This window comes from Methyloradius palustris (assembly GCF_019703875.1).
Taxonomy (GTDB): Bacteria; Pseudomonadota; Gammaproteobacteria; order Burkholderiales; family Methylophilaceae; genus Methyloradius; species Methyloradius palustris.
Genome location: NZ_AP024110.1, coordinates 476,683 through 497,427, shown reverse-complemented (window position 1 = coordinate 497,427; position 20,745 = coordinate 476,683). Strand labels below are relative to the sequence as shown.

17 protein-coding genes and 1 tRNA gene are annotated in these 20,745 nt (G+C 47.3%); 3 read left to right on the top strand and 15 right to left on the bottom strand.

Annotated features, from left to right (window positions below; all coding sequences use genetic code 11):
- Positions 1 to 111: 111 nt before the first annotated feature.
- From cheD to ZMTM_RS02510, 8 genes are all read right to left on the bottom strand, one after another.
- Positions 112 to 777 carry a chemoreceptor glutamine deamidase CheD gene (gene cheD, locus ZMTM_RS02545; RefSeq protein ID WP_221764773.1) on the bottom strand — a complete coding sequence of 222 codons (666 nt, stop codon included), beginning with the start codon at positions 775 to 777 and terminating at the stop codon, positions 112 to 114.
- A 190-nt stretch (positions 778 to 967) separates the two neighbouring features.
- Positions 968 to 1,210 carry a hypothetical protein gene (locus tag ZMTM_RS02540; protein ID WP_221764772.1) on the bottom strand — a complete coding sequence of 81 codons (243 nt, stop codon included), beginning with the start codon at positions 1,208 to 1,210 and terminating at the stop codon, positions 968 to 970.
- Between the two features lie 223 nt (positions 1,211 to 1,433).
- Positions 1,434 to 2,837 (bottom strand): efflux transporter outer membrane subunit, encoded by a 1,404-nt coding sequence (locus ZMTM_RS02535; protein ID WP_221764771.1) that lies wholly within the window; start codon positions 2,835 to 2,837, stop codon positions 1,434 to 1,436.
- 2 nt (positions 2,838 to 2,839) lie between these two features.
- Positions 2,840 to 6,046 carry an efflux RND transporter permease subunit gene (locus ZMTM_RS02530; RefSeq protein WP_225907066.1) on the bottom strand — a complete coding sequence of 1,069 codons (3,207 nt, stop codon included), beginning with the start codon at positions 6,044 to 6,046 and terminating at the stop codon, positions 2,840 to 2,842.
- Between the two features lie 35 nt (positions 6,047 to 6,081).
- Entirely contained in the window at positions 6,082 to 7,326 is a 1,245-nt protein-coding gene (locus tag ZMTM_RS02525) for an efflux RND transporter periplasmic adaptor subunit (protein WP_221764770.1), read from the bottom strand.
- Between the two features lie 53 nt (positions 7,327 to 7,379).
- Positions 7,380 to 8,174, bottom strand: a complete 795-nt coding sequence (locus ZMTM_RS02520) for an alpha/beta hydrolase (RefSeq protein ID WP_221764769.1) — start codon at positions 8,172 to 8,174, stop codon at positions 7,380 to 7,382.
- A gap of 18 nt (positions 8,175 to 8,192) precedes the next feature.
- Positions 8,193 to 8,828 carry a glutathione S-transferase family protein gene (locus tag ZMTM_RS02515; protein ID WP_221764768.1) on the bottom strand — a complete coding sequence of 212 codons (636 nt, stop codon included), beginning with the start codon at positions 8,826 to 8,828 and terminating at the stop codon, positions 8,193 to 8,195.
- A 36-nt stretch (positions 8,829 to 8,864) separates the two neighbouring features.
- Positions 8,865 to 9,620, bottom strand: a complete 756-nt coding sequence (locus ZMTM_RS02510; RefSeq protein WP_221764767.1) for an SDR family NAD(P)-dependent oxidoreductase — start codon at positions 9,618 to 9,620, stop codon at positions 8,865 to 8,867.
- A gap of 175 nt (positions 9,621 to 9,795) precedes the next feature.
- Between ZMTM_RS02510 and ZMTM_RS02505 the strand changes: the two genes are divergently transcribed.
- On the top strand, positions 9,796 to 10,719 hold the full coding sequence (locus ZMTM_RS02505) for a LysR family transcriptional regulator (protein ID WP_221764766.1): 924 nt from the start codon (positions 9,796 to 9,798) through the stop codon (positions 10,717 to 10,719).
- Positions 10,720 to 10,809: 90 nt separating this feature from the next.
- Here the strand turns inward: ZMTM_RS02505 and pqqA are convergent, their stop codons facing one another.
- The 4 genes from pqqA to ZMTM_RS02485 all read right to left on the bottom strand — a co-directional run bounded on the left by pqqA (position 10,810) and on the right by ZMTM_RS02485 (position 14,007).
- Entirely contained in the window at positions 10,810 to 10,881 is a 72-nt protein-coding gene (gene pqqA, locus ZMTM_RS02500) for a pyrroloquinoline quinone precursor peptide PqqA (protein ID WP_081774944.1), read from the bottom strand.
- A gap of 158 nt (positions 10,882 to 11,039) precedes the next feature.
- Positions 11,040 to 12,392: a glutathione-disulfide reductase gene (gene gorA / locus ZMTM_RS02495; protein ID WP_221764765.1), complete on the bottom strand. Its 1,353-nt coding sequence runs from the start codon at positions 12,390 to 12,392 to the stop codon at positions 11,040 to 11,042.
- Between the two features lie 98 nt (positions 12,393 to 12,490).
- Complete coding sequence (locus ZMTM_RS02490; protein WP_221764764.1) at positions 12,491 to 13,015, bottom strand: peroxiredoxin; 525 nt, start codon at positions 13,013 to 13,015, stop codon at positions 12,491 to 12,493.
- 320 nt (positions 13,016 to 13,335) lie between these two features.
- Positions 13,336 to 14,007, bottom strand: coding sequence for a PEP-CTERM sorting domain-containing protein (locus tag ZMTM_RS02485; protein WP_221764763.1), 672 nt, complete (start codon positions 14,005 to 14,007; stop codon positions 13,336 to 13,338).
- Positions 14,008 to 14,276: 269 nt separating this feature from the next.
- On the opposite strand from ZMTM_RS02485, the gene pepN reads away from it, so the two are divergent.
- Complete coding sequence (gene pepN, locus ZMTM_RS02480) at positions 14,277 to 16,898, top strand: aminopeptidase N (RefSeq protein ID WP_221764762.1); 2,622 nt, start codon at positions 14,277 to 14,279, stop codon at positions 16,896 to 16,898.
- A 491-nt stretch (positions 16,899 to 17,389) separates the two neighbouring features.
- Entirely contained in the window at positions 17,390 to 18,700 is a 1,311-nt protein-coding gene (locus tag ZMTM_RS02475; RefSeq protein WP_221764761.1) for a hypothetical protein, read from the top strand.
- 120 nt (positions 18,701 to 18,820) lie between these two features.
- Here ZMTM_RS02475 and ZMTM_RS02470 read toward each other — a convergent pair whose 3' ends face one another.
- The 3 genes from ZMTM_RS02470 to ffh form a co-directional block, all read right to left on the bottom strand.
- Positions 18,821 to 19,042, bottom strand: a complete 222-nt coding sequence (locus ZMTM_RS02470) for a hypothetical protein (protein WP_221764760.1) — start codon at positions 19,040 to 19,042, stop codon at positions 18,821 to 18,823.
- A 135-nt stretch (positions 19,043 to 19,177) separates the two neighbouring features.
- Positions 19,178 to 19,253, bottom strand: a tRNA-Lys gene (locus ZMTM_RS02465).
- A gap of 119 nt (positions 19,254 to 19,372) precedes the next feature.
- Positions 19,373 to 20,725, bottom strand: a complete 1,353-nt coding sequence (gene ffh / locus ZMTM_RS02460; protein WP_221764759.1) for a signal recognition particle protein — start codon at positions 20,723 to 20,725, stop codon at positions 19,373 to 19,375.
- Positions 20,726 to 20,745 lie beyond the last annotated feature (20 nt).

Here is a 20,745-nt window from a genome sequence, read left to right as displayed (position 1 = left end):
CAGCCTGTGATCTCACGTTACGATGGATGATTTAATGACTTCAAAGCCAGAGTGTTGCTCTACTCATTCAAATCGCTTGGTAACAATAGTTCAGCTCAACAAAACAAGACTTTACATGACTTCTGCGTCAATGGTATCAAATTGGATATCAAAAACCTCATGCTGTGACGGAGTGTGCGCAAGCAGATGCTCAGCACGATTAAATTGCGCTAAGGCAAAGCGCTGTGTGTATTCAGATTCACGGTTGATAATAGTTTCGTTATGCATGTTGCGCAGTTTCTTAACCATGACCTTGCCCGTATTAACAAAGAAATAGATCTTGCGGGGATATACATCCTGCACATCTGTAGCAACCACCTGGATGTTTCTGGTTTTGAGGTAATCAAATACAAACTGGGTATTGCGCGCGGCGGCGGCAATGGATTGGGCATCATTCAGCATGTTGCTTGCACCAAACACCTTGGCTTCAAGGTTTTCTGGGGCTGCGCCCATCTGAATAAGATCATTAATCAGTGTATCCATGGCCTTGATGCCATAGACCTCACTCTTAAAATTCACGGTATCTTCATCAGGCAGCATGTAATTGTTCATGCCCCCTATTCCACTTACTTTATCTCGAATACAGGCGGTGATACATGCCCCTGTCACGGTGACCAACAACATATTTCTCTGGGTGGCGTAATACTGGCCTGGCAGAATTTTGGCGGCATCAAGACCAAATCGGCTATCAAAATAGACGTTCGGCCTGGTGATGTCTTTATTCGCATGAGCAGTCATAGTAAGACCCCAGTGATGATTTGATGGATATTGACGGTTATTTTTAAATTCCCAGTTTTATAGTAAGCGCTAACCATTAGTGGCCAACACCTGAAAAAGACACGTTTTATTGTTCTATTTAACCAATTAAGCATTGCGCTCAATAAAAGCTAGCAAGAATCGGGCACAACTTAAATAGCGGCTGTTAAGCCTATACATGCTTTTGAATGCAATGTGCCTTGGTAGCTTCGGCAAAAACAGCATCAACACCATCATCATCAATCGATGGGTCGGCCAGGCGATCTTTAAATGCCTGGCACTCTGGTGCATGATCAATCAGTTCAGCGACCAGTTTTACTTTTTTATCAAGGGCTAAGGGATGGTAGTGGCCGGAGCAGCCGGCAAGCAAAAACAGTAGAGAAGAAGTTAGAGCGATGGTCTGTAATAGGCGCATGAAAACTAGCAAATTTTCGGTGAGTAAATATGCCTCTACTTTATCCCGAATTGCACTTCAGCTACAGCTTTTTTTACTCACGCTAAATGCGTGCAGATTTGATATTTTTGTCTTAAAACGGTGCATTCCATGACTGATAAAGCAATCGTGGAATGCAATAACCCCCCAACGATAAGCAGCCATCGTTGGGGGTTATTGCACGAGCTTTAACAACAAATATTATTTACTGCCAACCACCGCCCAGAGCACGAATCAATCCGACTGAGGCTACAGAACGTTCACCAGCACTTTGTATCTGTGAGCGTTCAGCTGAGAGACGGGTACGTTGGGCATCTATCACCTCAAAATAGCTTGCCGATCCATTTTTGTAGCGCACATCCGCCAAGTGCTCTGCAACTTTTGAAGAATCTATCCCAGCATTCAAGAACCCGATCTGGCTATCCAGCGTGCGCAAGGCGCTCAAGTTATTTTCGACTTCCTGAAAGCCGACGAGTACCTGCTGCCTGTAATTAGCCACTTGCAACTCGTAGCCAGCATCCGCACGCGCCAGATTTGATTTATTCAGACCGCCATCAAATATCGGCAAGGTCAATGCTGTGCCGACCAACGGGCCCAATAGCCAGCTACGGCTCGACCATTTGAATAAATCTTCTAACTGATTCGACTGGTAGCCTGCGGTGCCAGTAAGCACCAACTTAGGAAAGAAAGCAGCCTTAGCAGCACCAACACGCGCACTGGCAGCAGCTAATTGGCGCTGTGCCTGTGCAATGTCAGGGCGACGCTCCAGCAAATCAGATGGCAGACCTGCGGGCACGATCACCGTAGTGGCTCGCAATGGGGCAGGCGCCAAGGTGAACTCGGCAGGCGCCTTACCTAGCAATATCGCCAGCGCATGGTCTTGCTGCGCGCGAGAGCGCTTGACGCCCTCTTCTTCTGCTTGCACTACCGATAGCTCCGTACGCGCCTTCGCCAGATCAAGCTCACTGGTATCACCCACATCATAGCGATGCTGCACCAAGCGCAATTCGTCCTTGCGCAAGGCGATGGTCTTTTGCAGAATTTCCTGTTCGGAATCTAGCGAACGAATCGTGAAATACTGCTGCGCAACATCGGCCTGCAACGCCAGCAACACTGATCGGTAAGCGGCTTCTTGGGCCTGTGCATCTAGCCTGGCAGCGCGGCTCTGGTCTGACAGCCGACCAATTAAGTCAACTTCATATGAGGCATTCACCTGCGCGCGCCATTGCGTATTAAGTTCAGTATTGTTGTCACGCTGGCGGGTTGGCCCAAAGCCCCCATTCAGCTGAAACTTGCGAGCTGCATCCACGACACCAGCATTGGCGCGGGCTTCTTTTACTCTTGCCAGTGCGATTGCCAGATTGGGGCTGTTATCGGTAGCAGCATCAATCAGGTTACTCAGTTCTGGCTCGTTGAACACCTTCCACCATTGGCCGCGATCTGCATCATCGGATGGTTTGGCAACCTGCCACGCACCATCCAGACTAGCTGCTTCGCGATACTGGCTAGGCAACTGCAGATCAACGCGCTCTGGCGGCTTGGTGGTAGAGCAACCCACCAGCAGCATGGCTGCCGCTAATGTAGTCAAACTAAGGTTTAGTGTTTTCATGATTAAATTCCTTCCTTTATTTCAGGCGCGGCATGCGCTGCAGTGCCTGGGTGCGCATGATCTTTCAGCACTGAATTCCCAAACTTGCTGGCCATGGTGCGGATCAGCACGTAGAAGACCGGTGTAAGGAACAAGCCAAATATGGTCACGCCTATCATGCCGGCGAATACCGCGATACCCATCGCATGACGCATCTCAGACCCAGCCCCAGTTGAAAGCACCAATGGCACCACACCTGCAATAAAGGCGATTGAGGTCATGAGGATAGGACGTAACCGCATACGCGCAGCTTCAATCGCGGCCTCATAGATCTTGCGGCCTTCAAACTCCAGCTCACGGGCAAACTCGACAATCAGAATCGCGTTTTTGCACGCTAGCCCGATCAACACCACCAGACTGACCTGGGTAAAGATGTTGTTATCGCCACCAGTGAGCCATACACCAGCCAGCGCTGACATCAAGCCCATAGGCACGATCAATAGCACGGCCAGTGGTAGGGTCAGGCTTTCATACTGCGCAGCAAGCACTAGGAACACCAGTAGCACTGACAGTGGCAAGATGATGAACAAGGTATTGCCAGCGATCTTTTCCTGATAGGTCAGCTCAGTCCATTCGTAGCCGATGCCACGTGGCAGGGTCTCTGCCGCGATACGCTCCACGGCAGCCTGCGCCTCGCCTGTGCTGTAGCCAGGCGCTGCACCACCATTGACGTCAGCAGCTGGGAAGCCGTTATAGCGCATCGCACGGTCAGGACCATAGCTCTGGGTCATTTTCAACATAGATGACAGCGGCACCATATCGCCTTTGTTATTGCGCGTTTTCAACAAGCCGATGTCTTCAGCATGCGCGCGGAACTGCGCATCTGCCTGCACACGTACTTGGTATGTTCGACCGAACTTGTTGAAGTCGTTGACGTAGAGCGAGCCCAGGTAAATCTGCAAGGTATCGAATACATCAGGGATCGACACACCCAACTGCTGTGCATGGGTACGATCAACATCGGCATATAGTTGCGGCACATTGATCTGGTAGCTTGAAAACATGCCAGCTAGTTCAGGTGCTGCACGTGCTTTTGCCATAAAGGCTTGCAGTGCATCGTTCAGCGCCACATTACCAAGGGCGGCTCTATCCTGTATCTGGAACTTGAAGCCACCGATAGTACCCAAGCCCTGCACTGGCGGCGGCGGGAACACAGCGATGAATGCGCCCTTGATGCTGCCGTATTTCTGGTTCAGTTGCTGGGCGATGGCAAAGCCAGTCTGGTCTTTACCAGTACGTTCTTCGAACGGTTTCAGGGTGACGAACACAATGCCGGAGTTTGGACTATTGGTGAACCCGTTGATCGAAAGACCAGGGAACGCCACCGCTGATTCCACGCCTGGATGTTTAAGCGCGATATCACTCATCTCACGGATCACACCTTCAGTACGATCCAATGACGCAGCATCTGGCAACTGGGCAAAGCTCACCAGGTACTGTTTATCCTGCCCAGGAATAAAGCCACTAGGTACGATATGGATCAATGCAACGATCGCGGCGATCAAGACTGCATAGATCACCAGCATCAGGCTCTTACGCTTCAGTACCCCAGTCACGCCAGCGCCATAAGAGTTGGAGCCACGACGAAATACCTGGTTAAAGCGTTTGAAGAACCAGCCAAATAAACGATCAATGGTGCGCTGGAAAATATCCTTTTTAGCGCCATGGCTCTTTAGCAGTATGGATGCAAGCGCAGGAGACAATGTCAGTGAATTGAAAGCAGAGATCACCGTAGAAATAGCGATAGTAAGCGCAAACTGCTTAAAGAACTCACCAGTGAGGCCACTGACGAATGCCAACGGCACAAACACCGCTGACAAGGTAAGGGCAATCGCTACAATCGGGCCCGACACTTCACGCATGGCTTTATAAGTTGCCTCTTTCGGCGTAAGTCCGTTCTCGATATTACGTTCTACGTTCTCCACTACCACGATGGCATCATCGACCACGATACCAATGGCGAGTACCAGACCGAACAAGCTGAGCGTGTTGATTGAAAAGCCCAGACCCATCATCACAGCAAAGGTACCAATGACTGATACAGGCACTGCCAGTAATGGAATGATGGAAGCACGCCAGGTTTGCAGGAATACGATCACGACCAACACCACCAGCAGAACGGCGATCAACAGGGTATGAATCACGGCATGGATAGACGATTTTACGAACTGGGTTGGGTCATAGACGATGTGATATTCCAGACCTTCAGGCATGTCTTTTTGCAGCTCAGCCATGGTCTTGCGTACGTTGTCCGAAATCTGCAAAGCGTTAGAACCAGGCGCCTGGAAGATCGGGATGGCCACTGCTGATTTGTTATCCAGCAATGAACGGAGTGCATACTCACTTGCCCCCAGCTCAACACGGGCAACGTCCTTCAAGCGAGTAACCACGCCATCACTGGAGGTGCGAATGACCACATTTTCAAACTCTTCTACAGATACCAGACGACCGCGGGCATTGACCGAGATCTGGTAATCCGTGCCCGGCACTGAAGGTGAGGAACCGATCACACCAGCTGCCACATCGACGTTTTGCTGGCGTATCGCAGTGACCACATCATTGGCGGTAAGCTTACGCTCAGCTACCTTGCGTGGATCTAGCCAGATGCGCATGGAATAATCACCAGCGCCAAACAACTCAACCTGACCAACACCTTCGATACGTGCCAAACGATCTTTTACGTTGAGCAAGGCGTAGTTACGCAGATAAGTCATGTCATAACGACCGTTAGGTGACAGCAAGTGCACGACCATGGTCAGGTCAGGTGAGCTTTTCACCGTGGTCACACCCAGGCGTTGCACTTCTTCTGGCAAGCGTGGAAGAGCCTGATTCACACGGTTTTGCACTAATTGCTGCGCCAGATCAGGCGGAGTACCTAGTTTGAAAGTGATGGTCAGTGTCATCAGGCCATCTGATGTCGCCTGCGATGCCATATACAGCATGCCTTCCACACCGTTGATCTGTTCCTCAATCGGGGTGGCGACTGTCTCAGCGATGGTCTGTGGATTAGCTCCAGGAAATTGTGCCTTGACGATCACAGAAGGTGGTACGACCTCTGGATATTCGGAGATCGGCAGGTTGAACATGGAGATCAGCCCACCGATAAAAATGATGACAGAAAGAACGCCCGCAAAGATCGGGCGATCGACGAAAAACTTAGATATATTCATATTGTTTGCTCCCGCAGATGGTGATCAAGACTGGCTCAGATCACGGTTTTCTTGTGGTATTTTAGGTTCTGCTGGATATTCGAGGCGGTCTTCTCGGTGCGCTCTGTTGCGCTCGTTGCCTCTGCCGGATTTGCAACCACGCTTGGCGCTACGACATCATTTGGCCTTACACGCTGTAAACCATCGACGATGATCTGCTCACCTTTTTCCAGCCCTGAACGCACGATGCGCATGCCATCAACCATAGGACCAAGCACGATCACGCGATAGGTTGCCTTGTTGTCAGCACCCACCACCATGACGAATTTCTTGTCTTGGTCAGTTCCTACGGCTTTATCATCAATCAGCAAGGCAGGCTTCATACCGCCGCCACCTGTGCGCACCTTGGCATACATGCCCGGTGTCAGGCTGTTGTCCTTGTTGTCAAACACAGCTCTCACGCGGATCGTGCCAGAGGCAGTGTCCATGCGGTTATCAAAAGACTTGATATAACCCTGATGCGGATAGCCCTCTTCACTGGTCAAGCCGATAGATACTGGAATATGGTCAACATTGGTATTGCCAGCCGCTCCATTTGCCAGATAACGGCCATAGGTCTGCTCATCCAGTTCAAAATTGACATAAACAGGAGATACAGAAACCAATGTAGTCAACGCTGGAGTATTAGTGCCAACACCTACCAGATTGCCGACAGTAATCTCAGCACGTGATACACGGCCACTGACTGGCGCGGTAATAGCGGTGTATTGCAGGTTAAGCTGCGCCGTCATCAAGGCAGCTTCGGCTGCTTTTAACTGGGCATTGGCATTGAGGTAAGTATTGTTGCGTTCATCCAGCTCACGTTGCGCAACCGCATGGTCTTCAAGTAGATGACGGGTACGTTCAAGCTCAGTTTTCGCCAACTCAACGGCAGCTGCGGCAGCCGATTTTTGCGCATCAGCACGCGCGACTTCAGCCTGGAATGGACGTGGGTCGATGGTGAATAGCAGGTCACCCTTTTTCACCAGTTGACCTTCGCTGAAATGAATGACATCGATGGTGCCGGAGACACGTGGCCGAATCTCAACATATTCCACAGCCTCTACACGACCGGAAAAATCATCCCACTCGATCACTGGTTTCTCTATGACGGATTCAACCGTCACTGCTGCAGGCGGCATTGCCGCGACTGCTGCAGCTTTGACCTGGCTGTTATGTGAAATGACACCGCCGCCTATCAGGCCTATGCCCAGTGCGATCAGTATGAATTTACGGCTGAATATCTGTGATGCAGTCTTCATGGTAAAAGCCCCTTTAAACGAAGTAGTAAAAATCGAAATAGTGAAAAATATAGTTAAGAAAAATCGGTAATGAACTGGCTCACGATGCCTGCAGCTTCTTGGAAAGAAACACAAGCGGGATTAGCTAGACTAGTTTTTGCTGCACGCAATCTGCGCATTTGCACAGGCACACCCGAGGTAATGAGCTTGGCGGCATATTGCTCAGCCTCATCGCGCAGTGGGTCCTGATCTGCCGTGATAATCAATGCCGAAGCTAGACTCTGTAATCGACGAGAGAGTAACGGTGCTGCATATGGATGCATCGCATCGCTTGATACTGGCAGGTAATCAGCCCAAGCTTTACGACACGGGCAGTCTTCAGCCAGCTGCATGGAAAGTGTTGACTGATTGGGATCCAGCATAGGGTTGATCAATACCTGGGCAATCAGTTTAGCTTTGCCAGCCAAACCGCGGTCACGAGCCATCATGGCAACGGCTGCCGCCAGATTGCCCCCTGCTTGATCCCCCGCTACGATGAGCTTGCTGGCTTGCGCACCATATTTAGTTGCATGCTTGCCAGCCCACAATAAAGCTTCAAAAGCCACTTCCACCGTAGTGGGGAAATGTAATTTCGGGGCCAATGGATAGTCTACACAAACCACCACAGTATTCTCTGCAAGCACTGAAGCTATAGCATCGGCATCATCCATCTTTCCACAGTTAAACAAACCTCCATGGAAATACAGAACTAGCGGGGTTGCAGAGCTCGTGGCGCGCTTGTCATAGACTCGCAGAGCGATATCGCCAGCACTGGCTTCGCTATGAAACGAAGCCTCCTGAAAGTGGTGATTGGTATTTAAGGTACTCATAGTGTGTTGTGATACCTGTTAAATGTTGGGTACAGCCATGCCACGCTGCACACCTGGCCTTGCTGCTATGCGTTTGAGCCAGTCATGGATGGCAGGTGTCGTCGATAGATATTCACCCAGTACATCTTTCATGAAGCTAGTCGCGCTTACTGTCCAGGGATAGGCCGCCATATCCGCGATGGAATAATGCTCTCCAGCAAGATAAGGCGTTGCGGTCAAGCGCCGCTCCAGGACACCTAATAAGCGCTCGGACTCTTGTTTAAAGCGCTCAATAGCTTCGGGGCATTTTTGCTCTGCGCGAATGGCAAAATAACTCAACTGCCCAAACATCGGGCCGAGACCGCCAATCTGCCAATGCAACCACTCCAGCGCCTTGTAGCGCTCATGGCCTGATACTGCCAGGAACTGACCACTCTTTTCGGCCAGATAAGTAAGAATGGCGCCGCTTTCAAAAATTGTCAGCGGGCCACCCTCAGCTTCGTCATCAACGATCGCAGGGATTTTGTTGTTAGGCGAGATAGCAAGAAACTCTGCTGAAAACTGTTCATTCTTGCGGAGATTAACGGGATGAACTGCATAAGGAACACCAAGCTCTTCCAGCATGATGGCGACCTTGCGGCCGTTGGGTGTAGCCCATGTGTATAAGTTGATCATGATGTTCCTTTTGCTTCTTTCTTAATTTGAACGCGATTAGCGCAAGCCACCAGCGATAAACAAGGTTTCACCACTGATCCATGAAGAATCAGCAGATGCCAGGAATACCGCAGCTGGAGCGATATCTTGTGGCTGACCGATACGGCCTAGTGGAGTCTGCGCCTCAATGAATTTACGCATATCACTCTCGGCCATGCCTGCAGTGTGAACGCCTTCGGTTTCTACCATTCCTGGGTTAATCGCATTCACACGGATATTACGTGGGCCAAGTTCTTTGGATAATGAGTGGGTAAGTGCATCGACTGCACCTTTAGTCGCGCTGTACACAGCCGCATTGGCTGGAGCAAAAGTGCTGGAAACAATCGAGCTGAGATTGATGATGCTTCCGCCCTCTGCGCCAAAGTGCTTAACGCCTTCTTGCGTGGTGAGGATCAAGCCCAGCACATTCAGGTTGAACTGCTTGTGGAAATGCTCCTCGGTGATACTTTCAAGTGGTGAGAATTCGTAGATACCTGCATTATTCACCAGAATATCCAGCTTGCCGTAGGCCTTTAGCGTTTCAGCGAATAAGCGCTCAATGTCAGCCTGTTTGGCAACGTTAGCATGCACTGCTACTGCCTTGCCGCCTGCAGCCACGATCTCGACAACGACTTTTTCTGCGCCCTCTTTGCTTGAGGAGTAGTTAACGACAACTGAAGCACCTTCTGCTGCGTAATGCTTGGCGATTGAAGCGCCGATACCTTTTGATGCACCTGTGACTACTGCAACTTTACCTTCTAATTTCTTAGCCATGATCGTTCTCCTTAGAGTAAACATTCAAATAAGCAACGTTGTGTTACCGTTGAATGCACTTTATAGTGAGTTAAATACAAGATAAATGGATTAAAATAGGAATCACTGTATTGTTTTATTGCACAATATAGAGTGAATCTAAGAAATAGAACTCAAACGAGAGGTTGAATTAGGAATGGATCGCTTCGATACAATGCTTGCATTCACGCGGGTAGTAGAGCTAGCCAGCTTCACTAAGGCCGCGCACTCACTCAACCTGCCTAAAACCACCGTATCGGCACAGGTCGTCGCGCTAGAAAAAAGACTGGCGGTCAAACTACTGAATCGCACTACGCGGCATGTCAGCGTGACCACTGACGGTGCGGCTTATTATGAGCGGGCGATCAGATTGCTTAATGAGCTTGATGATACCGAAGCCTCCGTACGCCAGTTCACCACAAAACCCAAAGGCAGGTTGCGCATCGATCTCCCCGCCTCGCTTGGCAGGCAAGTTGTGATGCCCGCAATTAAAGAGTTCTTTGACCGTTATCCTGAAATCGAGCTTGAGATAGGTTGCAGCGACCGCCCTGTAGATTTACTGCAAGAAGGTGTGGATTGCGTGATTCGTGGCGGCGAGTTGTTAGATCAATCCATGGTAGCGCGCCGTATAGGCTCTATTCGTATAGTGTCTTGCGCGACACCAGACTACCTGCGCAAAGCAGGTATTCCGCAAACGCCCGAGGATATTGAGCGCCACTCCACCATCAACTACATGTCATCCAAAACTGGCAAGATTTATGAATTTGATTACAGTAAAGATGGCATCACCAGCTTGGTGACAGGCCAGCGTAGCATTGCTATCAATGACACTGATGCCAGTCTTGCAGCGGGGCTTGCAGGGGTGGGTATCATGCAAACTGCTAGTTTTCTGGTACAGGATTTAATCGCTACTGGTAAATTAGAAATAGTGCTTGGTGAATATCTGTCTGAAGATGTGCCGATATTCGTGATGTATCCGCAAAACCGACATCTATCATCTAAAGTGCGCGCATTTGTGGATTGGGTGGCTGAGCTATTTGCAAATAGTGACCTGTTGCAATCAAGAACCACCCTGCGATAACCCTAAAATCCAGACAATAAAAAGGCACCCTGAGGTGCCTTTTTTATTAATTACAATCTTAACGATTGACCTTAAATTGCGTTTGCAATATTAACGATTGCAAACGTACATTGTTACTTCAAAGCCGAAACGCATTTCTGTAACTTCTGGTTTTGTCCACATGATGTATGTCCTTTATTAAGTTATTTAGGAATTCAGCAATTTGTGTTGCTTGAATGTATGACTCATCATAATAGACACATGTTCGTCAAAACCCGTGTGCATGTTCATGATTGAGGCCTAATGATTTTCATGAGTCTTTGCATCAATCTTTGGCGATATTAGGCCACAGGCTTGCGCATCGTCACAAACTCTTCAGCCGCAGTCGGGTGTATGCCGATGGTGCTATCAAAAATAGCTTTGGTTGCACCCGCGCGAATCGCCACGGCCATGCCCTGGATAATCTCACCCGCATCTGGCCCTACCATGTGCATACCGACCACTTTGTCTGAGCTGCGGACAACAATCATCTTCATCAAGGTTCTTTCATTGATGCCAGACAATGTATTTTTCATGGGCTTGAACACTGATTTATAAATATCAATGTCTGGGTACTTTTCTCGCGCCTGCGCCTCGGTAAGCCCAACCGTTGCGATATTCGGCTGACTGAATACGGCAGTCGGAATATTGTCGTAATCCACCTTGCCTGTTTTGTTGGCATACAACTTATTCACCAAGGCCATACCCTCAGCCGTTGCAACAGGCGTGAGGTTCACACGATTGGTTACATCCCCCAAAGCATAGATAGAAGCCACATTGGTCTGGTAATCATCATTCACCTTGATCGCGCCAACACCATCCAACTCCACACCCAAGGCCTCAAGCCCAATGTCTTTGGTATTGGGTACGCGACCAGTGGCATACATCACCAGATCAGCATCGATCAAATTACCATCCATGGTATGCACCGCATAAGCGCCTTCATGCTGCTTGATGCGATCTACGCTGGTATTGAAATAGAACTTGATGCCTTTATTGGTCATTTGCTCAATCAAAAAGTCGCGGATGTCTTCATCAAAGCCTTTTAACACTTTGTTGCCACGTTCAAGAATGCTGACTTCTACGCCCAACCCATGCATGATGCCTGCGAATTCAACGGCAATATAACCACCACCGACAATCAGTAAGCGCTTAGGCAAAGCGGGGAGATTAAATATCTCGTTAGAGGTCACAATAAATTCTTTGCCGATGACTTCTGGCACATAAGGCCAGCCGCCTGTGGCGACCAGAATGCGCTCAGCGGTGTAGCTTTTACCATTGACCACCACGGTATGGGCATCTTGCAATTCGGCTCTGCCATTAAAGATAGACACGCCACTCTCTTGCAACAAGCGGTCATACACGCCCTGCAATCTGTCGATTTCTTTGGATTTGTTAGCGACCAATGTTGGCCAGTCAAAGTCAGGCGTCTGGCCTTTCCAGCCAAATCCGACCGAGCCAGTAAAGCTCTCACTGAATTGAGATGCGTACACGTACAACTTTTTCGGTACACAGCCCACGTTAACGCAAGTGCCGCCAAAATAACGATCTTCAGCAATCGCCACGCGCACACCAAGACCCGCCGCCATGCGTGCCGCACGTACGCCACCAGAGCCAGCGCCAATTACAAATAAGTCATAGTCGTAGGTAGTCAATTCAGTTCTCGCTTTTAAATATGGATCAATCAGAAAAACAAAGGGCGATGCAACGTTAGCATCGCCCTCCTATTGCTAACTATTTAATGCCTGTTAGATTACTTTTGTTTAATGAAATTGAGAATGGTATCAGCATCACTCACTTCAAATGGGTCTGCACCGAAGTTATCAGCCTTACCTGGTTCTTCAAAAATCTTCACGATTTTTTGGTCATCCACCAACATTGAGTAACGCCATGAACGATCACCAAAGCCCAAATTCTCTTTCTTCACCAACATACCCATCATGCGGGTGAAATCGCCATTACCATCAGGCAACATTTTTACATGCTTCACGCCAAGGTTCTTACCCCATTGGAACATGGTGAATGCATCGTTCACGCTCAGACAGTAGATTTCATCAATACCTTGAGCAATAAACTCTTGGTACTTCGCATCAAAGCCTGGCAAGTGAGTGCTAGAGCAAGTTGGGGTGAAAGCACCTGGCAAGGCCACGATGACGATTTTTTTACCCTTGAAAATATCTGCGGTTGTTACATCTTGCCAACGGAAAGGGTTTTCTCCGCCAACGCTCTCATCGCGAACTCGTGTTTTAAATACAATATTAGGCACTGTAGTGACCATTTTCATTCCTTCATTGTGTGTTAGTGAAAAGTTAAAAACTGCTGCTTGTTAAGCACAACTGCATGTTAAAGCGTTGCCATCGATTTGTTAAATGAATTGTTTTTATTGTTTCAATAGATTTTATGTATCAATGATAATGACCAGCGTTTACTGATTAAATTCAAATATAAGGCTTGAGGCCACTTAATCAATACCATGCAGATTACATACAATCTCATTAATGACCAATACGCAATAAAAAGCCCCTTCTCTATTCAGAGTAAGGGGCTTTTTATTGACGGCCTGAAGATACAAGGCCGACTAAATATTGTTATTTCAGATTAAGACTCAAGTGCCTTACGACGTCTAACTACCAAACCCATCAATGCTAAACCTGAAAGCAGCATCGCATTAGTTTTAGGCTCTGGCACTGCAGCTACATTAACGTTAGAGAACTCAACCCTTAAACCACTTGGGTTGCCGCCGTTTTGCGCCAAATTAGTCACCACAAAACTCAAGGTGTTCAAACCACTCACAAAACCACTATTGGCAGAGAAAGAGCTAAAGCTATTGAAGTTAGAATAAGTACCGCCTGTAATGCTAGAGAGCAAACTACCGTTCAAATACACAGATGCATTATTGTCTGCAGCCCACATTGCGCTAAAGCTGGTCTTGCTTGCATCGTAGCCAGACAAGTCAAAAGTTTGGCTGAATGTATAAGTACCGTTAGTAAATGGATCCAGACTGCCATCATTAGCATTTGCAGTTGGGGTAATCCAGGCAGAAGCATTGCTAGCACTATCAGCCAACCATGCGCCATTAACACCAATTCCAACATATGAAGCAGCACCGCCACCTAAAGTGTAGTGTTGATCAACGCTACCTTCAGCGCCTTTGCCACTATCGGTAACGCCTGTATTCCAAAGCAATGTATTCGCGGATGCTGAGAAACTCACCAACATCGTTAATGAAGCCACTAACGCAGTCTTCTTGAAAATATTCACAAAATTCATTTAAAACTCCCATTTAAGATTTCTGTCTCTATATCAGCAACTTAAGTGCCAATATGGGAAATATAGAAATGGGCAATTCCAAATATCTAATATCTAATTGATTAATAATGTAAATTCTCCTTATGCATCGTTAAGGCTTTAAGTATTGGGAACAGACAATCCAAGGCAGGCTGACTGAATTGCTAACACGTGTGTTGAAAATTCATAAAAGCAGCTAACAAAATCTCTCTTATACTGTTTAACAATACAAACTAAAGAAATTATTGCTCATGTCACCAGATACTGAAGTTGGGTCCAATATAATCAAACCTAAGACGATTTACCTGAAAGACTATGCCCCGGCTCCATACAAGGCCTCGCATATCAATCTCGTCTTTGAGTTATTTGAAGACAAGACAATCGTTAGGTCAGAGGTTTTATACATTAAGAACCCTGATGGCAATTCAAGTACGCTGATCTTAAATGGGCAGGATCAAACCATCCTCTCCGTTGAGATCGACGGCGTAGCCTTCACTGGCTACATGCTGGCTGATAATCAAATAACCATCAATGAGGCAGGCGAAAAATTCACGCTCACTATCACCTCTGAAATTCACCCCGAAACCAACACGGCGCTCGAAGGACTGTATAAATCTCAAGGCACCTATTGCACACAGTGCGAGGCCGAAGGTTTTCGCCGCATTACCTACTTCCAGGATAGGCCGGATGTACTGAGCATCTTCTCTGTCCGTATTGAGGCAGATAAAAGCAAGTATCCAGTGCTGCTCTCTAACGGCAACTTGGTGGAATCTGGAGAATTAGCTAACGGGCGCCATTTCACCGCATGGAATGACCCATTTCCTAAGCCTTGCTACCTTTTCGCATTGGTGGCTGGCGACCTTGTCCGCATTGAAGATACCTTTAAAACTATGTCGGGCCGCAATGTAGACCTGCATATCTACGTTCGTTCTGGTGATGAAGGCCAATGTGACCACGCCATGCAATCCCTCAAAAAATCCATGCAATGGGACGAAGAGAAATACGGCCGTGAATACGAGCTTGATCTGTTCAACATCGTGGCCGTGAGTGACTTCAATATGGGCGCGATGGAAAACACCTCGCTCAACATCTTTAACACCAAGCTAGTACTCGCTCACCAAGAAACGGCCACCGATACTGACTTCATGAGTGTTGAAGGTGTGATCGCCCACGAATACTTCCACAACTGGACTGGCAACCGCGTGACTTGCCGCGATTGGTTCCAACTGTCACTCAAAGAAGGCCTGACCGTGTTCAGGGATCACGAATTCAGCGCTGACATGAACTCTCGTTCCGTGCAGCGTATTGATGACGTTGATCACTTGCGTCGCTTTCAATTCTCGGAAGATGCCAGCCCACTTGCCCATGCGGTGCAACCCGATAATTTCATCGAGATCAGCAATTTCTACACCATGACCGTGTATGAAAAAGGCTCAGAGCTCATTCGCATGCAACAGACCCTGCTGGGCGAAGACACCTACCGTAAAGCAACTGACCTTTACTTTGATCGCTACGATGGCCATGCCGTCACCTGCGATGATTTTGTGCAATGCATGGCAGATGCCTCTGGTCGCGATATGTCGCAATTCTTCTTATGGTACAAACAGGCTGGCACACCGTCCTTAATCGCTTCCAGCCAATATGATGAAGAACAAAAGCAATTCACCCTCACCCTAAAACAATCGCAAGCTGATACACCAGGCCAAACAAATAAAAAGCCACTGCTTATCCCTGTGGCAGTTGGCTTACTCAACGAGCAAGGCATTGAGACGCACCCAACACAAGTGCTTGAAATGACCGAACGTGAACAAAGCTTCACCTTCGATAACGTCAAAACACGCCCTGTACCATCAATCTTGCGCGGCTTTTCTGCACCTGTGAAATTAACCACTGACTTGAGTGACGATAACCTTCGTCTGCTACAACTCAGCGATACTGACGGCTTCAACAAATGGGAGGCGGGCCAAACCATCGCACTGCGCACTATTGAACGGGTAATGGCTGACAGCGAAGTCGATATATCTCAATTTATTGATGATATTGGGATCATGATTCAGCAAGGCCTTAACAATAAAGGCGATAAAGCCCTTCTGGCGAGAGCCCTATCCCTGCCCGCCATCGCAGTAATTGCACAAACGCAGGATGTGATTGACCCAGCGGCCATTGACAGTGCCCGCACGCATATACTCAAAGCCATTAAACGCACGCACAAAGATGCCTTGCTACGTCTATATAAAGATAATCTCAGCATGGGCGAGTTCTCTATCTCCCCTGAAGCAATGGGGCGGAGGTCACTAAAAAACACCGTGCTTGAATTATTGACCGTGACTAATGGCAGCGGATGCGCGGCTCTGGCCAAGGCACATTATGACCATGCCGATAATATGACCGACCGTGTCGCTGCATTAGCCTGCTTATCCGACAGCACACAACCAGAGCGTGAAGAAGTATTCACCGATTTCTATCACCGATTTAAAGACTATCAATTGGTCGTTGATAAATGGTTTTCGCTGCAAGCTATCGCCAACCGGGATGAGATATTCGATGATTTCGCAAAGCTACGAAACCATGCGGAATTCAATATCAAAAACCCAAATCGCGTGCGCTCGCTCTATTCCGCATTTGCAATCAATAACCCCGTGAAGTTCCATGACCCAAGCGGCCAAGGCTATGCAATATTAAGAGATGCGATTATTGAATTGAACGCGATTAACCCACAAATTGCCGCTCGTCAGGTCACACCATTTCGGGAATGGAAACGCTATACACCAGAGCTACAAGCCAAGATGAAAGATGCGCTGCAAGCGATTATGGATTCAGGCAATCTTTCCAGTGATGTGTTTGAGGTGGTAAGTAAAAGTTTGAATGGTTAGTCAATTGATAGAATAGAAATGGTGAGTTAATCTCTCGAGAAGTAATTCAAATGGTTTAAATAGGGGAAGTATTTATGCCGAAATCAGTGCGCTATGCCTTGATAGCGATATTTGCGGAATTATCTGTGGGTCTTGTACTGACAATAATAGATTGGTCCACGGGCAAGATTCCATCCAGACAATTCGCAATAGAATTAATTATCTACATTGTCTTAGCCATTCTCCCCTACAAGTTGTACAGACGTAGCAACCCTTCCAGATATACCTGGCTAGCACTCAGCTCATTGAGTCTTTTAAGTTTCTTTTGGAGCCCTCCTACTACCAAACGGTATGTAGACATCGCTTCATGGGTAACAATCTTCCTCCCAGCACTTGAAATTTATTGGTTACTCACAAGAGAGTCGAATATCTGGTTTGGCAAGAAGGAGATTATTTATGAAGCGTAATCATTTCGTGATCAATTTTGGCATGAAATTAAAAGGCATAAAGAGATGAGTAATCTACCCCCTGTCTTAGAATTACTAAACAGCGTAAATTTTATCGACAAGGATATTAAGGGGATTTTGAAGTCAGCTAAAAAATTAATCCCCGATATAACACAGCAAGCAGAATGGACATTGTCAAATCATACGTATGTTGATAATCAGCCTAACGATCTTACAAAATTCAACGTAAGTCCTGTTAGCGGTATGAATCCGTTTGGAGACTTCGGCAAATGTTCGGGTTTCGACTGCCGAATTAGCATGGCTTTGAATTTTTCAAGAACAATCGGTTTGTACAGTGAAGTAATCTACCTCCCTGATCCTTTTACAACAAAATTTATTGACGATGGCAATAAAGATTTGAGTTGGACAGATGATCAAGTTCTAGAACTCATCAAAGAAGCTACTGTGCTTCAAGTTCTTCGTCCTTTAATAGAAGCAGGAATAATTCAATTCACGAGCCCAGTTAGAAGTTATTGCGCAGGTTGTTTAGAAAAATTATATGACAATGTAGATAATTTTACCGATGAGGCAATTCAGGAGTTTTGGCATGGGGTTTCGCACCATAAATCTAATGACCATCTTGTACTGGATACCAATAACTTGCATGTTCCTTCATTGATGCTTAGTAAATTTATAGATCCAGCTTTGAAAAATAGAAAAACAATGAAAACTATGGCAAGACAGATGTTTGGGGAAATTATATGGGAAGAAATTCACGAATTATTGTTCACAATGAATACTACAGAATCGATGAATTCAACCATTTTTTCCAATTCAAGAATTGGGTTAAAAACTTTGAAGAAACTGGAAGGTAACGATCGAAATGTATACAACCATCTAAATTGGGAAAATTCCAGAGACACAAATCTGCCATGGATTAAAGATTTAACACCTCAGCAAGTAGTCGAGCTCAGAAATTCTGCTGATAAAGCTTTGCCTCAATTTAGAGAACTTATGCTTAAAAGTCTTACGCAAGAGAATTTGTCTATGTCAGATAACGAATCAAAATCTTCTGAGCTATTAACTGAGATGAGAACGCAGGCTGAAGAAGTTAGAGCTGAGCTTAGCTCTATAGACATTAATTCAGAAAAAAACTTCCATAATATGGGTGGCATTCTTGGGATGACTATATCAATTTATAGTGCTGCAACTGGCAATCCAGCATTAGGCTTAACAACATTAATGGCTACGCTAGGACTCATCCACACAAATCTTAAAAAAGATCACAGTGAAGTAAATAAAGCCATTTCGAAGCCTGGTTACGTTTTGGTTAAAGCAAAAGACATACTGCAGCATGCGAATAAAAGCAGCAAATAAATATATTGGTGCTGCAGAGATTATTGGGTCATAGCAATCTGACGATGTATTATGCACATCTGTCACCAGACCACCTTCAGGAAGCACGAACCTTGAATCCTCTGAAAAAGCTCGGATAAATTACTTTACGAACTTGTTCTGTACGTTTCTTAGAATATAACTATTCAAACCATCCCCAGATATTGCCCGTAGCTTCATGGCTTCAATGTTCTTGGCCCCAGCAGATGCATAGGTATATTTATAGACTTGGTCTGACTTCTTGAATTTAATACTGATTGAATCAGCCGCTGTTTGAAAAGAGACCACGCCTGAATCCGAGCCAATGTCATTGTAAATTTCCATCTTATCCGTTCCTTTTCTAGTGATTACTGCGAAAGTACTTACGATGGCAAACTACTGTGTTGCTGAAGAGATTTATTCGGTTGACACTTTTGAATAACAAAGGGGTCACGATTGCTCGTAACCCCTTGTTTTTATTGGTGGGCTGTGCGGGGATCGAACCCACGACAAACGGATTAAAAGTCCGCTGCTCTACCAGCTGAGCTAACAACCCATGATGTATTTTTAGTTACATCGGAAAGGGCGCAATTATCCCGAAAAGCGCCTATGCCGTCAACCTGAAATACGCTTTAAATCACGCTTGGCGCAAATTAAATGGCTGATTGGCTGGGTTTACTTTAATCCTGGGAATCTGCCTTGCATGGCGCGCATCATTTTGGTCATGCCGCCTTTGGCGAACATCTTCATCATTTTTTGCACGTCTTCAAACTGGTTGAGCAGTCGATTGACCTCTTGCACCTGCACGCCTGCGCCGAGTGCGATACGGCGCTTGCGGGTGGCTTTGATGAGCTCTGGCTTGCGGCGCTCTAATGGCGTCATGGAGTTGATGATGCCTTCCATACGGCGCACGGCTTTATCGCCTGCTTCTCCGCTCATCTGGCCTGCCATGCCCGCCATTTGTGCGGGGAGCTTATCCATGAGCGCACCCATGCCGCCCATGTTACGCATTTGCTGTATCTGGGATTTGTAGTCTTCAAGGTCAAAGTTTTTGCCTGATTTAACTTTGTCGGCCAGTTTTTTGGCTTCGTCCAGATCGACATTCTTTTGAGCATGCTCAATGAGCGAGAGCACATCGCCCATGCCGAGTATGCGTGAGGCCATGCGCTCTGGGTGGAAGGGTTCGAGGCCATCGACCTTTTCGCTGACACCGATAAACTTGATGGGCTTGCCAGTAATGTGGCGCACTGAGAGTGCAGCACCGCCACGTGCATCGCCATCTAGCTTGGTGAGTACAACGCCCGTTAACGGTAAAGTTTCGCCAAAGGCACGCGCAGTGTTGATGGCATCTTGGCCCTGCATGGCATCAACCACAAACAAGGTTTCGATTGGGTTTAACAGCGTGTGCAGCGCCTTGATCTCGGCCATCATGGCTTCATCAATACCCAGGCGACCTGCGGTATCGAAGATCACCACATCGTAGAAATGGCGTTTGGCGTGGTCTAGTACATTGGTGGCGATTGTTTCTGGTTTTTGCGAAATATCGGATTCAAAGAAATCGACATCCAGACTTTTGGCCAGAGTTCTTAATTGCTCGATAGCCGCTGGGCGATAAATATCCGCGCTGGTCAGCAACACTTTCTTTTTCTGTGCTTTGAGCAAGCGCGCGAGTTTGGCTGAAGTGGTGGTTTTACCAGAGCCCTGCAAACCTGCCATGAGGATAATTGCGGGCGGTACGGCGGCCAAGTTAAGCGCCGCATTATCTGTGCCCATCAGCTTGGTGAGCTCTTCATGCACCACCTGAATGACGGCTTGGCCTGGCGTGAGGCTTTGCAGCACTTCACGGCCTTGTGCACGTTCTTTTACTTGGGCGATAAAGTCTTTAACGACTGGCAAAGCAACATCGGCCTCTAGCAGCGCCATACGCACTTCGCGCAAGGCATCGGCAATGTTATCTTCCGTCAGCCGTGCTTGGCCACGTAGATTCTTGATGACGCCTTGCAGTCTTCCACTTAAGTTTTCAAACATTTTATATTTTCCAGCGTTGC